17 protein-coding genes are annotated in these 13,875 nt (G+C 38.5%); 6 read left to right on the plus strand and 11 right to left on the minus strand.

The window, feature by feature from the left end; genetic code table 11:
• The first annotated feature begins 162 nt into the window (after positions 1-162).
• The 5 genes from BW716_RS25775 to BW716_RS39075 all read left to right on the plus strand — a co-directional run bounded on the left by BW716_RS25775 (position 163) and on the right by BW716_RS39075 (position 3,371).
• Positions 163-1,074, plus strand: a complete 912-nt coding sequence (locus tag BW716_RS25775; RefSeq protein WP_083727516.1) for a hypothetical protein — start codon at positions 163-165, stop codon at positions 1,072-1,074.
• Between the two features lie 447 nt (positions 1,075-1,521).
• Entirely contained in the window at positions 1,522-1,833 is a 312-nt protein-coding gene (locus tag BW716_RS25780; RefSeq protein WP_083727518.1) for a transposase, read from the plus strand.
• Positions 1,830-2,177, plus strand: a complete 348-nt coding sequence (gene tnpB, locus BW716_RS25785) for an IS66 family insertion sequence element accessory protein TnpB (RefSeq protein WP_083727520.1) — start codon at positions 1,830-1,832, stop codon at positions 2,175-2,177. Before BW716_RS25780 ends, tnpB begins: the two co-directional genes overlap by 4 nt.
• A gap of 171 nt (positions 2,178-2,348) precedes the next feature.
• Complete coding sequence (locus BW716_RS25790) at positions 2,349-3,257, plus strand: hypothetical protein (protein ID WP_179091268.1); 909 nt, start codon at positions 2,349-2,351, stop codon at positions 3,255-3,257.
• Between the two features lie 6 nt (positions 3,258-3,263).
• Positions 3,264-3,371 carry a hypothetical protein gene (locus tag BW716_RS39075; protein ID WP_143709041.1) on the plus strand — a complete coding sequence of 36 codons (108 nt, stop codon included), beginning with the start codon at positions 3,264-3,266 and terminating at the stop codon, positions 3,369-3,371.
• 310 nt (positions 3,372-3,681) lie between these two features.
• Here BW716_RS39075 and BW716_RS25795 read toward each other — a convergent pair whose 3' ends face one another.
• The 11 genes from BW716_RS25795 to BW716_RS25845 all read right to left on the minus strand — a co-directional run bounded on the left by BW716_RS25795 (position 3,682) and on the right by BW716_RS25845 (position 13,115).
• Entirely contained in the window at positions 3,682-4,731 is a 1,050-nt protein-coding gene (locus BW716_RS25795; RefSeq protein WP_143709034.1) for a hypothetical protein, read from the minus strand.
• Between the two features lie 88 nt (positions 4,732-4,819).
• Positions 4,820-5,467, minus strand: coding sequence for a hypothetical protein (locus BW716_RS25800; RefSeq protein ID WP_083727526.1), 648 nt, complete (start codon positions 5,465-5,467; stop codon positions 4,820-4,822).
• 383 nt (positions 5,468-5,850) lie between these two features.
• Positions 5,851-6,141, minus strand: a complete 291-nt coding sequence (locus tag BW716_RS25805; protein ID WP_083727528.1) for a hypothetical protein — start codon at positions 6,139-6,141, stop codon at positions 5,851-5,853.
• 5 nt (positions 6,142-6,146) lie between these two features.
• Positions 6,147-7,682: a colicin E5-related ribonuclease gene (locus BW716_RS25810; RefSeq protein ID WP_179091270.1), complete on the minus strand. Its 1,536-nt coding sequence runs from the start codon at positions 7,680-7,682 to the stop codon at positions 6,147-6,149.
• A 543-nt stretch (positions 7,683-8,225) separates the two neighbouring features.
• Entirely contained in the window at positions 8,226-8,591 is a 366-nt protein-coding gene (locus BW716_RS25815; protein ID WP_083727532.1) for a hypothetical protein, read from the minus strand.
• A 2-nt stretch (positions 8,592-8,593) separates the two neighbouring features.
• Positions 8,594-9,235: an ATPase gene (locus BW716_RS25820; RefSeq protein ID WP_143709035.1), complete on the minus strand. Its 642-nt coding sequence runs from the start codon at positions 9,233-9,235 to the stop codon at positions 8,594-8,596.
• On the minus strand, positions 9,198-10,070 hold the full coding sequence (locus BW716_RS25825; protein WP_083727536.1) for a hypothetical protein: 873 nt from the start codon (positions 10,068-10,070) through the stop codon (positions 9,198-9,200). Before BW716_RS25825 ends, BW716_RS25820 begins: the two co-directional genes overlap by 38 nt.
• 132 nt (positions 10,071-10,202) lie before the next feature.
• On the minus strand, positions 10,203-11,306 hold the full coding sequence (locus tag BW716_RS25830; RefSeq protein WP_083727538.1) for a hypothetical protein: 1,104 nt from the start codon (positions 11,304-11,306) through the stop codon (positions 10,203-10,205).
• Between the two features lie 339 nt (positions 11,307-11,645).
• A complete protein-coding gene (locus BW716_RS25835; protein WP_083727540.1) occupies positions 11,646-12,209 on the minus strand; it encodes a hypothetical protein in 564 nt (187 codons plus the stop codon).
• Between the two features lie 287 nt (positions 12,210-12,496).
• Positions 12,497-12,820, minus strand: coding sequence for a LytTR family DNA-binding domain-containing protein (locus BW716_RS25840; protein WP_083727542.1), 324 nt, complete (start codon positions 12,818-12,820; stop codon positions 12,497-12,499).
• 13 nt (positions 12,821-12,833) lie between these two features.
• Positions 12,834-13,115, minus strand: coding sequence for a hypothetical protein (locus BW716_RS25845; RefSeq protein ID WP_143709036.1), 282 nt, complete (start codon positions 13,113-13,115; stop codon positions 12,834-12,836).
• A 102-nt stretch (positions 13,116-13,217) separates the two neighbouring features.
• Here BW716_RS25845 and BW716_RS25850 point away from each other — a divergent pair, with 102 nt between their 5' ends.
• Entirely contained in the window at positions 13,218-13,841 is a 624-nt protein-coding gene (locus BW716_RS25850; RefSeq protein ID WP_083727546.1) for a hypothetical protein, read from the plus strand.
• Positions 13,842-13,875: the final 34 nt, after the last annotated feature.

Below are 13,875 nucleotides of genomic sequence, written 5' to 3' on the forward strand. Positions count from 1 at the left end.
TGTAATTGCCGATTACAAACCTCAAGCAGTATTATCTCCTTATCATAAATCACAAGAGAAGGATGCCCCAAAACAACCAGTTCTGGTTGCTCCGGCTGCTGGATTAGCGATAACTGCTGAAGCTTTATTGTATTTATTATTAGTTTTGTAAAAATTTCTCAAATGCATTTTGTACATTTTATAGCTGAGTTCATTCGGCCGGGTATATCTGGTTACCATAAATTGTTAATGGAGGATTTTGAGAATTCGCCGAATTATGCAGAGATGGTAAACAAACTATTTTATTCTAATTTTTCATTTCAGGAATTTCTTGTATGGCATAGGAAAATTGGAGTGGTCGATTTTGATGAATTAGATTGGATGGGAGTGCGTGATAAAAGACCTGAGTATTGCAGATTAGAAGACCTGAATCTATTCGGGCATCAATTTAAATACATAAAAGACATTGGAACAAAAAGCTATCAATTTTTTCGGCAGGATACATATAATTCTTTTGAGACCGCAGTAGCTTCTTTTCCTCGTCCATATTTTCTGATAAAGGAGAATTTTGTGGAATATTTTGATGATTTAATATTCTCATCTCTTCCGTCTTTTAAAAAGAACAATATATCATCTCAGATTGAAAAAGAGCTTTTTGAAGGAGTATCTATTGTCTTTGATAGAATGAGGAATGATATGTCTTTCAGCAGTCTTCCAGACTATTTTTTCCCAGATTTATTATTCAAAATTAACGGAAAGGTTTTTAAATGTAATCTGCAAACCGATCTAAAGTCTTTTACATTCTGCAGACGCTCTTTTTTGTTTTTATATAATCAATATGTAACATATACGACGAATGAACACCAGCGGTTAATTCCTCATTATAGAAAAGATGAACCATTTATATTCCAGATACCTGGAGAGGATATCTTTTTAGTTACAAACTCCCAAATGGTATTGGATAATGGTAATATATTTATATTGTTAGTGGCTGAATTGTTTCTTCATTACTATAATGTTTTTGAGAAATGGGCTAAAGAATATTTAAAGGAAAATTACACGAAGATCATTAGTCATCCGGATTTTCAATATTGAGGTGGTAAATCTTTTGTCTTTAAAAGCGCTTTCATATTCATCTGAAGGCGCTTTTTTTATATTAACAGTATGATAATTCTTCCTGACACACTATAAGAGATACAAATATTGCTCTGCAAAACAAAAAAAGCCCTTGCAGGAGCAATAGTTAAGACACAAAGTAACAAAATGCTCAATGAAAGAAGCTAAAGATTACATTGACCGATTCCAGTCTAGTTGAACTTTTGAGGCGCCTACTAACCCATAGAGGAGAAAAGCCCAGCAATTATAGGTACCGAATGGAACTGCTCAAATAATTCGTGCATCCTTTTAGCACTTTTATTGCATTTACAACCATCTTTACGGCACTTGTAATACCACAGTAATCCTTCCACTAACCCCATACTTCCCCTTGCACTACAGTAGGCAGAATGGTGATATTTTTGGATACTAAAATATACCAAAGAAATGGAATCAAACAATACTGTAAAAAGCGCTAGAAACCAACATACCCCTGCGGAGATTAATCAATTTTTGCGTGGTTTTGAAGATAGTGAGGGATTGTCCGTTCGCGCGTACTGCGAGAAGATAGGCGTAAATACTGGAACCTTCTACTATTGGCGCAAAAAATTTGGAGAAGCATCGGAACCACAAGCTGATTTTATTCCGCTGGAGATAACCGGCATTCCTCAACCTGAGGCTTCGTTGCAAATGGAGGTGAAAGTGATTAAGATTTACGGAGGTCTTTGGATTGAACAGTTAAAAGCGATTTTATCATGAGCGCATTGCTGGTGCTGACCGATACCTATAAATTCTACTTTTGTTGTTCTGAAGTAGATATGCGCAAGTCATTTGACGGCTTATGTGGTGTGGTAGAAAAATATATGAGCAGACGTGTTGAGAAAAACCAGAAAGAGGTATTTATTTTTCTGAATAAGAATCGTACTCACCTGAAACTATTGCTGCATGAAAATAACGGATTCACACTACTGTACCGCAGGCAAAGAGATCGTTTTACATTGCCTGAAATGACCGCAGAAAACGGGAGTATTAAATTAACAGCAGTTGAAGTGCTGTCTTTGCTTAATGGGCTCATGCTTCACCATACTCAAAAAAGAGTATAAGATATTAAGAACTTAAGGAGTAGATTTTTTGTAATAGCGCTTCGGCCTGGTCTTTTTCAAAATCAAAATTACGGGCAGGTTTATCCCCAGGAATATATGGAATATTGTGTGAAATTTCCTGAAGCAGATCAACTAAAAATGATCTGCTTTTTGTTATTTGCATATGTAAATATGAAACGCTCCTCATCACATAAGGCTACAGATTGTCAATTGCAGTTATCAGCTGCGTTGCAAATGATAGCCATGCTAAAGCAACCTGTGATGAGCCTTCAGCAGGCTAACCAGAATTTATTAGAGAGTCATATACAGAAGGATATAATTATTACTGATCGTGACCAGACAATTACCACGTTATTAACGAAACAAAAGCTGGATGCGCAGACCATCGTATCATTGGAGGAGAAAAACCAGCAGCATATACTGCTTATTGGTAAGCTCTATAATGTAGTCAGCGAACAACTTAATCGCCTGCAGAAAAACAAAGGTGATCTCTTCGATTATAAAATGCTCCGCTATCAGTGGATGCAGCTGAGAAAAATGATTTACGGCAGAAGAAGCGAAAAACGTTTTATCACGGCTGCACCTGCAGAAAATAAGGACAGTGTACAAGGCCGGCTTTTTGATGAACCTGCCGATCATGAAGGTTCAGTACAGCTCAAAGATGCGAAGAAAATAAAAGGGCGCATGGTAGTAGTGGCAAAAAATGCAGATCCACTACCACACCCTGGCCGTCATGCATTACCTGATCACCTGATGCGTTGTGTAATAAGGGTAGATCAGGATGTTCCTGCTGGTGCCGTAAAGGTGGGTACAGAGCGCACTGAAAGATTGGCTGTACAGATGATGAAATTATATGTGAACGTGGAAGAGCGCGATATTTATATTATTAAAGCGGATGAAAGAGGGAAATACAAACAACTGATTGCGCCGCCAGCCTCTCATCCAATCCCTAAAAGTAAAGCTGATATTACGCTATTGGTAATGCTTTTAATAGAAAAGTTCATCTACCATATGCCATTATACAGGATACAACAACGCTTTAAGCAATACAGCATTGATTTAAAATATAATACCCTGTAGAACTGGATTAATGCGACTATCGATGTGCTAAGACCCTTGTGGGATCTGCTGTGGGAGGATTTAATTAAAAGCCGGTACGTTCATATGGATGAAACGAAAATCCAAACTAATTGATCGATTCGTACTTTCCTAATTTTGGACCCACTGAAATTTAAACATACTCTAAGTTAAATCATAGAATAAGCTTTATGTATCCCTGGACTTATAAGTTCCTGGGTATTATTATTCATTCGCTGAGTAACTGTCAGTTTTATTGGGATTGTATCTCCTGACTATAATGATGGTACTACCTCCTACATTCTTCCCTGTATCCATAGGTGGCTCAACGTTTACATCAACTCTGTCTGCCTAACTATATAAATAAAAAGGTATAGAATTTCTCCTATACCTTTTTCAAATGGATTTTAATCAATATTAAGAAAGCTTATTTATTTCCTGATTCAAATACCTGAAACTTCTCTGATCCATCGAAAAACCATGCTTTTACCACACTATCCTGTTCAATAAAGGAACGAAGGTAAATATTGAGGATATAATCAACTTTGAATGTCTTAAAACTCCTCCCATTGTCGGATGTTTTAATTATTACAATTTTTTTCTTCTGCCCATTCTTTTCGACGGCGAAAATCCAGTCGGCATTACTACTTTTATAAAAACGTAATGGCCCGGAGATATTATTAGCAGCATAAGTATATTGTTCTTTAAATCCTAGATTTTGTTCAACAGCATAAACAGCTATTTTTCCACCCATCATGCCAGTTAGTCTAATACTGTTCTGAAAACAGGTGAAATCAAGACATACAAAACCCTTTGGTAACGTTATTACCTGATCAATATGGCTATGGATATCATACACCACTAAAGAATCAGGATATCGATTGTCACCAGCATGTCTGGCTAAATAGAACAACTTATCATCCTTCAATACAGGGACCTGATAAGGAACATGAATAGGATCATAATTGGCACTCCAGTTTTTACCTCCATTATCAGAAAAACATAAAAAATTGTGAAATTTAAAGCTGTCTGTTGCTATTGCCGCCATTTGATCTCCAGAAAAAAATATTTGAGATGCATATCTGGGGAAAGATGAAATCTCCCTCCAGTTATCCGGACTATAGACAGAACTGGTAAAAACCCTTGTGTAATAATTATTCTTCATAAGAGCAATAATAGAGTCTCCAAATCGGTCAATCTGGACTATGCAACCTTCTCCAAAAATCTTATTCGTCCAGGTTTTACCTCCATCTATTGTTTTGAACAATATTGCTTCCCATTTAGTACGTAAATATTCCCTATCATCTTTTCCAGGGTAATTTGGGTTTTTAGTATTAACCAAAGAGCACCCAGCTATAAAACCCGTATCCCTATTAAGAAAAAACATAGGGCCTATATTCAAAGTATCGGCACTAAGGCCGACCGCATGAATAGTTACAATTTCTTTCTGATTTTCTTTACAAGCTGTGGCAAACATAATTGTGGTAAACGTAACTATGTATAGTATAGGTTTAATATAATTTTGAATAAAGTACATCGTTTTAATTATAACAGTTGAATATACACTATTTGTTTTGAATATATTTATTCAAATTCGCAGGCGTTGGAAGCGATTGAATTTGCATTAGAGGAGGGAATACACCAATATGCGGCAAATCAATATTTCTCTCACTGTCGTCAATTCTTTTACCATCATAATTTATTCTAATTTCTTCTCTCAACATTGCACGCATATAATTTTCTATATCTACAGCTACCACTTCATTCCACTTAACGCTACGGTTAGAAAGAGAATCATTAGGCCACTTTTCCCCCAGTTCCTGGTAATATGAATGTCCAAGCATCTCATGTGTCAAACTAATAATCGAATGTCTTATAGAACCTTTTTGGGTTAAATACCAATCTAAAGGGGCAAATCCTATATTAGTCCCATTCCTCATCTTGTAACTATCCGTCTCTAATGGTGACGCCACAAAGTTTCCTTCCGTAGTTTCCCATGAATCACCATACCAATTTCTTGCTTTTAATATCCTAGTTGTTCTTACAGAAATAATATGGTATCTAGGACTACTATTCAGCACCTCAAATCTTCGCCTTATTTCAGGATCCGGACTATTTTGTAACGCACGTAAATACACTAATGTAGCTGCTGCAATGTTCCATGAATCATTGGAAAAATCTGCTAACTTCTTATTTCCCGTTCCAAGAACCAAAAGCTTTCCCTGGTAATAATTAGAATATGAGGGGATAATACCTCTCGTTTATAACCACTATCTCTTTAAACCAGTCTAATAAGGCCATGTCTCTATTTCCTCCCAGGAATATGGTAAAAACCTTAGCATTTATACAATTAAACAACTGTGAGACATCCTATAATGTGACCGCTAAGTAAATAAAATAAGGCACCTTATGGTATAAGGTGCCTTATTTGTCATGTTCAGTAATAAAAATTGAAGCTATTCACATCATCACCTCTTATACATCCATTCATCCTCCTATATAATCGCTTGAAATTATACTGGTGATCATTCTTTCGATGTAGCAACCACGTTATAAAAAATGAAGCAATTATTATTTATGAGACGAAGCCTTGCAGTTAATCACATACTATTTCAAAAAAAAGATTGTCATCACGTTTTGAAACAAATTCCAATGCGTTATCATAATCATAAATAGAATTATTTGATAAATCAGCTGAATAATCAATGCTATTGTCCAAACTTGGCTGAATATTTGTCTCTTTTATATAGAATCCGTCTATTCCAAGAATACCAATGTCGCAATCTTTACACTTTTTAATAAAATCCAAAGTGTCCTGTTTTGAATATAAAACAACCCCACCTCGCTTTATTGCTTTTTCTTGAAAAAAAATTTCAACTTCATTCATTATAATTATTTTTTAGGAATATATGGATTAATAATATTATCATCAGGAATCCAATCAGGAACTGTCCTATCGCTAATTTGAATAATTTTATTAGCATTATTTTCTCTTATTACGTAGGATCCATTTTCTTGATAAAAAACTGTAGACTCTACTCCTGTTGCTTTATTTGTAGAGACTCTTGTAGTATATGGATGTAATATTGTCTCATCAATTAACTCTCCTGTCAATTTTCCATACAACATTTGATCAGCAATTTTTTTGTTTATTATGCCATAAACACTGGTTGCCCTACCTGACTCAGCAAAAGCCTTCAATTCTGCATATTTATTCACTGCAGTAGCACCATTTAAATTAGCCTTTTCTAATGTTTGCTGAATATTTGCCTCTACTAATTTATTCAAAACGGCCTTATCTGCAAGCGCATTTGTATATTGGGCAGTTTTTGTTTCAACATATTCTGTTATAAGCTGTTTAGATAATTTTCCAAGGCTTGCCCCAACAAATCCCATATTTAAAGCAAAGCCAAAATCATTAGCGAATTCGGCTGCTTTTCCTGAACCTTCTACAATAGTTGAAGCATAAAAATCTGATGCCTTTGCATGGCTAAATTCAGCTTCTGATTTATACTCCGCATTTACAAAAATAGTTTGCCCAAAAGCTTTCGCTGGGTAATGACCAACTACTCTGTAAGGGCGATCATATTCTAATCTGCCTTGTTTATCAACCTTTCCTGTTGCCTCTCCTTCACTCCAGCCGAAAAGCTTCAACACAGTTTCTTTTCCGGACGCTGTCTTTAACCAAACAAATATGTAATGAATATCTTCTCTTCCATCCAAATCAACAGCTTGAATTGGCGTATTCCCAGAAAACTGATATGGTGTATAGTGTGGAAATTTCGTCGCCAGTGGATCAACACTCAAAAACTTCCCAATTCTCGAATCATACACCCTCATACCATAATCAAGCTCATTTCCTTCACCCTTCACATCATTATCATTTTCCTTCCCATTAAACCCATACCTATATCCACTAGCAGCTATACCATAACTTACCCCACTCTCTGTTCCACGATCCGCATTTGACTGATCCACAAACAGCGTAGTAAACTCATCAGGCGATCCACTTGTAAATCCATCTTCAAAACTTATCACCTGTGTAGCCATATAAGTTCCTGGAGTATTATTCGTTCGCTGAGTAACTGTCAGTGTTGCTGGGATTGTATTTCCGTCCTTTACGACTGTGCTACCCACAATATTCTTTCCTGTGCCTATATGACCACCTCTGCCAGGCATCGACATACCGAAAGGATAATATTCCTGTGCTGATGTGAGGATTGGTTTATAATAGTCTACTTTAGAATTATTGGTTGACACGCCAATTTTTCGGTCAGAAACTGGAGCAAGTACATTACCCAGATGGTTTGTTAACTCAAAGCTTTTCTTTCCCCTGGTAAAGGTAATATATTTCCCTACACCCAATCCCGCCATATTTAAATCAGCAGCAGGTATCGCATCCTCTACATTGGTTGGTAATGTTGTCATACCCAGCCGACTTGACCCGTACAGATTGGTTTCCATCTGAGTTCTCCCTTATTAACTGTTGTGTCATTATAAGTATAAATACTCAAGATATTTCCAGAGGCATCATTCTTCATTGGGGAATACGGGAAATTAAAGGCCCGGCAGGATTACCAGGCCTTACACATTATCCGTTCTGATGAAAATCTTTATAGTAAAGCCAGGTAAGATTACCTAGCCTTACTCTTACTTACTCTATGTTAACCCTAATAAATATCTTAATATCTTCTAAATACAGGCAAAGCAAGATTACCAGTCCTTACTCTTACTTACTCTATGTTTAACCCTAATAAATATCTTCTAAATACAGGCCCGGCAAGAATACCACGCCTTACTCTTACTTACTCTATGTTTAACCCTAATAAATATCCTTTAAATACAGGCACGGCAAGAATACCACGCCTTACTCTTACTTACTCTATGTTAACCCTAATAACTCTTAATATCTTTTAAATACAGGCCCGGCAAGAATACCAGGCCCTTTTCATTCCTACATTTTCAAATCACTCAAACTGTATCCATAAAATCTTCTTCAAAAAAAATTCGTTCATTCTCCCTCATCCTTGCAAGAAAACCTTCCCGGTACCGCCCACCTAAGTCAACAAATGCAGCATTGATCACTTTATCTACAAATCGCTTACACCCTACCATATCATATATATCCACCAAAGACACCTGGTACTCCTCATTCTCCCTGATCCAATTTCTCAAATGCACCACTCTTGCGTATGTGACCTGGTAAGGTTCCCAACAGCCCGCCAGTTCGATGGCCCGATCAATGGAATGATCATCAGCCTCCGCTATAAATGCCTGCCCACAAATTTCCAATACCCGCGAACCATCCAATTGATTATTTATTTTTACTAAGAACATGGTTACTTTCGTTTATCTGTTGACAAATTGCTATAAACAACCAGGTTAAACATCTCGCGCATACGACTACGAATGCGATTTCCATATATTCCTTCCAGCTCATCACTATTCATGTTCGTCGTAATATGCGTGATCATTTTCCTGGAAATAAAATAGTTGTACCGTGACAATAAAATCTCTGCGATGACATTGGTATTATTTCCATAGTAATTCCCTATAGGTTCCGGTCCGAGGTCGTCAAAGCAATGGACGAGTGGCTGAGAAGAGTATGACCAAAACGCCCCCCTGGTGTAAGGTTCAATACCCTCATATCCCTTCGTATTAAAATCAAATACCACGTCGCTGCACGAACGAAAAACAGGTTTTTCCGCCGAAGAGCAAAAATTGCTCATGATCTTCAGGATAGATGTTTTACCACACCCTACCGGACCAACGAGGAGTATGCCTTTGTGTAGGCTGATCCCTTCCGATTCCGCCACTCTTTTATCTTTCAGGAAATAAGATAACAACCTGTTGATCACTGGCTTATCAACATCCTCGATTACAAAATCGCGGCCGAAAAGATCTTTCCCTGTTTTGGACACATGCTGCAGCATAAAATGATAATCATAGGGGCTCGCTATATAATTTGTTTTTGTCGACATGCAACTTTCCTGGTTTTTCATTCCTGGTTATTCTGATACTCTCGATCCATTTCGATGCGAGTGATTTCCAATTCGCTATCGGCTGCGTGCCGAACCGCCAGTTAATCGCATCGTAATGGTAGAAAAATTTGCGGGCTTCCTGGGCCGTTTGGCCTTTTTGCGCAAACCAATGCGTGGCAGCTTCCATTGTTGGAATTTTTTTTTCATGAATAATTAATTGGGGGGATTGGAGTGCCTGTTTACAATCATTTCCCCCGTTTATTTGTTTATTATTATAATTGTGTAGCGATTTTGCTACTGAGACGGTACCATTTTGAGGCCCTGTATCAGTAGCATATTTGCTACCTGTATCAGTGGCATATTTACTACCTGTATCTGTATCATATTTACTACCCGTATCAGTAGCATATTTGCTACCACCCGATCGGCTTCCGGTATAAGAAATGATACTGATCTGGCAGGGAACATATATTTTCCCGGAGGGACGATAGATGATATATCCACATTCATGCAACCATTTCAGACTATCGGTATACGTTTTGGTAGATCCTATTCCACTGGTAGACATCACCTGCTCGCGAAATACAGGGAAACTATCCCGGAAATGATTTTTGTTCCAGGCCATAAAGAGCGACAAATACAAACTGATATGATGTGCTTTTAACCGGCGCTCGTTCTTTAACCTTGTATAGAAAGCATTCATATGGCGTATGTAGTTAATCTCGCCAGCTCCCTCCGTTGTATACTGTTCCGGGAGAGTCATTCTTACCTGCTTTTCAGCCAGCACGCCTGTTTTGAAATGATGTAATTCATCCGAAGGTAAATTTGAAATCATAGCGTATTTTTTGTTTTGTTTATGATGCAAATGAAGACCAATAAACGATGCCAGACTAGTGACAGGGGTGACAACCAGGGTTGCGACTAATTGATTTTAAAAGTGTTACTAAATAAAAAAAGTGCTAGATTTTTAATCAGAATTGATACGTTTACTCGTATGAAAGAGGTCAAGTAGTAATTGCTTTACTGATTCTATGCTGGATGCAGAATAATCATACATTTTTCTCCTAAGGCTATCTGCTGAAATAGCCGGTTGATTATTCGTAGCAAAATACCTGGCAAAAAACTCCGCCACTTCGCTTTTATTGTTATTCAGGATCAATCCATGTTCGATCATCACCCGCAACAGGAAGGCCAATTCATTGACAGACAGATCTACTTTCACTTTAAAGTTGTGCCACCGGGCCACCTCTTGTGGCAAGGGGGTTGTTTCATCGATCTTGATTTTATATTCCAGGAATTCACTTTCATGCATTAGCCAGTCACTGATCTGGTCTTTTAGGGATAGTTGATCAATGTCGTATGCATAACCGTACTGTTCCTGTTGCTGGTTATTCATTTTCAACAACCATTTTGTTTGTGTTAGTTGTTGATGAGTTGTTGGATGCGAATTGATCTCTACTGATAACAACTGTAGTTTATATTTCAGGTACATACTATCATTAAAATTCATGTAAAGCAATAGAGCTTCTACATCTTCGGGGAGACTGTCTGGCTGTAGGTTTCGCAGGCATTTTCTCAACTCCCTGGTATAATAAAGCTGCCGGAAAGTGACATGATCCGATCGCAGGGTTTCTTCAAAAGAAGAGATCACGATTCTCATTACATCAGTGTCTGGCAGTATCCGGTTCAGTAGCGGTGTTTCCCTGGCTAATTCTTCGCGGGCTGATAGTAGGTGAAGCCGGGAAATGTTATAACAAAGATCCAGGTAGGCGGCATAGTTCTCTTCAAGGTAGACAAGCAAATCATACAAGGTGAAGGAAAGCTGAACAAGCTGATCGTCTGATTGATCTGTGGTGAACATTTCAGGAGGGAACTGGTTCGTAATGGTTTCCAACAGGAATAGAAGTTTGTTTTGATATAGCTGGATGCGTTGTTTCAATCTGTTATCATCTGCATAAAGATTTTGCTGCCATTCGGCGATAATCCTGTTTTTTTCTTCATGTAGGATGGTAGGAAAATCTGTTTGACCGGTGGCGTTAACCAGGTGTTCGAAGGTTGATAGGTGATTCATGTGAGTATTGAATTTGATCTTAGTGCAAAGTACCGGAACATAACTGCAACGAGCAGGGGTATCACAAGTGATACCATGACGTGAAATGCAATACAGCATTGGATAGTACCATAAGTGATACTATGATATTTATAAAAAAAGTTGCTCCCGAATAATCGGGAGCAACACGGGGTTTAAGAAAAAAAGCAGGCGCTTTTTAAAAAACAGACAGGTATTCTTAAGAGGAAATTGGATTGTATGAAGGTGGAATTGGGGATTTAAAATGCAATTGCGGTTATAAAATGTAATTGACGTTTTAAGATGCAACTGGCCACTTAACATCCAATAGCCTCATTAAGATTACAGCACAATTTCCTTCACCGTTTCATTCGCAGGCAGATCCTTTGCACTCACGGTGATGATACTACCCTGCACAGCATCATTCAACACGGTGGCGGTGTATAACCAGTCCAGCCCATTCTCCAGCAGTATAGCATCTCCCTGTTCGAGCAATACTCCCGCTGCACTGGTGATTTGCACTTTCACACCGGCTACTTTGAAATCATCGGTAGCCCTAACGGTGATGGTAGTACCAATAGCACCGGTATAGTTGGCTGTGCTGACATCATTGATCTCCGGGGCTTTGAAGGCATCCCGTAAAGCCACGTTATAGGCAGATTGGTCGTTTTTTGCCGCTGCCTGGTATTGTGCTTTCAGATCAGGGTTCTGCATCACAGCTTTTGCATAGATAGTGCCCTGTTTAAATTTTTGCTGCACTTTGAGTTGATCTTCCGTAGGATCTACAGAACTTGCCTTGCGGTGTTTGCCTATCAGGACAGTACCGGATCTTTTAGTGGTAATGGTAAGTTCTTTCCCTACGGTTCCGGAAGCGGATTTCCAGATCATTGCTGCTGATTTTGCCATGATATTTGTTTTAAGGGGTGAAAAAGATAGGATACAGTGGGATAAAAGGTGCCTCTCTTTCATCCCCGGCACGGCCTGTATTCCTGGAGCAATGATCGGCAAGAAATGGGTGCGGAATAAGAAAATCTGTTGGGGAATCGAAAAGTGGGGGTTGGGGAATCGAAAAGAGGAGGATGAGGGTGGGGATGAATATTTAAAAAGCCTTGACTACGTTTACGAAAGGTTTTTAGCCAATCTATCACAAACAACCTCGCCATCGTCCTCCTCACAAGACCACCATGAACGAATCAAAACACGACCTTCACCCGCTCAAAAAACTTCTCCGCATACGCCTTTGTCAAAGCCACCTCCTTATCCAAAATAAAAATCGACTCAACCGTAAACCCACTAATATGCCCTATCCCGACCAAACAAGATCTATTGACCCTACAAAAATGTATCTCAGGCAATATCCCTTCCAGTTCCCCCAGCGTGCTATTCACCAGGTAATGACCACCAGTGGTAACGATCTTTGAACATCCTCCCCTAGCCTCCACGAGCACAATCCCCCGACTATCCACTTTCGTGAAAAGCCCATTTGATTGCTTAACAAAAAGAAAATCATCCATCATCTAAAAAAGAATTTTACTTTCCACCTTCCATATACCTCCAAAATCGATACGCCAGCCACTCCGGCCGCTGATCGCGATAATAAACACAAAATTCCCCCAACGTCAACTTATAGGTCAAAGGTTTCTCCAACGCAATTTTCGCCTTATTCAATAATCTATAAGCAGTAGATAAAGAATCATCTATCATCCACATGAGCGCCTTTGCTCTTATCACCTCATGGAATAAATATGCATACTCGCCATTGACAGTAAATTTCTCAAAACTGTCAATTTCGTCCCGTTTTTCATTGCTCAATACGCTGAAATTTATTTTGTTTATAATTGTTTTGGGTAAAACAAATATAGACATAATGCGGCTTCCATGGCCATTTTGTACTACTCAAAATTTAAATTAATTATGCCGGCAAAGAGTAAATTATTGTTGCATCTTCATAATAAAAAGTCTCAAAAGAAAGTCTCCAAAAGAACCCTGAATCCAGAATTTACAACCGCCATCCGTGCTGCAAAACTGATCAGGGTTTGCGCAGCTTTAATGAAACCAGATCGCAGTCGTTTTCACCGGCTCGCGAAGTTTATACTACATCATGTCATTCATGCAGACACCTCCCACAAAACAGGTGAGCGGCAAATACTCATTGAAAATTTAAAGTTTTTTGAGGGATATGAGTTCGACCCGGATCACCAGGTATCGAATTACATTCCTGCCGGAATAATAACAGGCATTGATAATAAGATCACGCTTACCATCCCATCCAACCAGATCGGGTGGCCGGTGCATACTGCTTATTGTAAAATTATATTGTTGGGTGTAGGAATAGATCTTGCATCTTATACCTCCACAACAACATCCGGAAGCACAGCGTGGATCGCCAGGAGCGATCTGCAGGCTGGACCTGTTTATATTGAAATAAATAATGATCAACCGTTATTTGTAGCTATAGGGGTAGCATATACGAACGACACTGCATCCGCTATTACTTGTCAGGCAGTAAAAATAATTGGCGTGAACAACGGAAACTAAGCAAGCATTTTACGCCCTGAGAATAAGTAAACTT

The sequence above is a fragment of the [Flexibacter] sp. ATCC 35208 genome, from assembly GCF_001975825.1.
Classification (GTDB): domain Bacteria; phylum Bacteroidota; class Bacteroidia; order Chitinophagales; family Chitinophagaceae; genus Chitinophaga.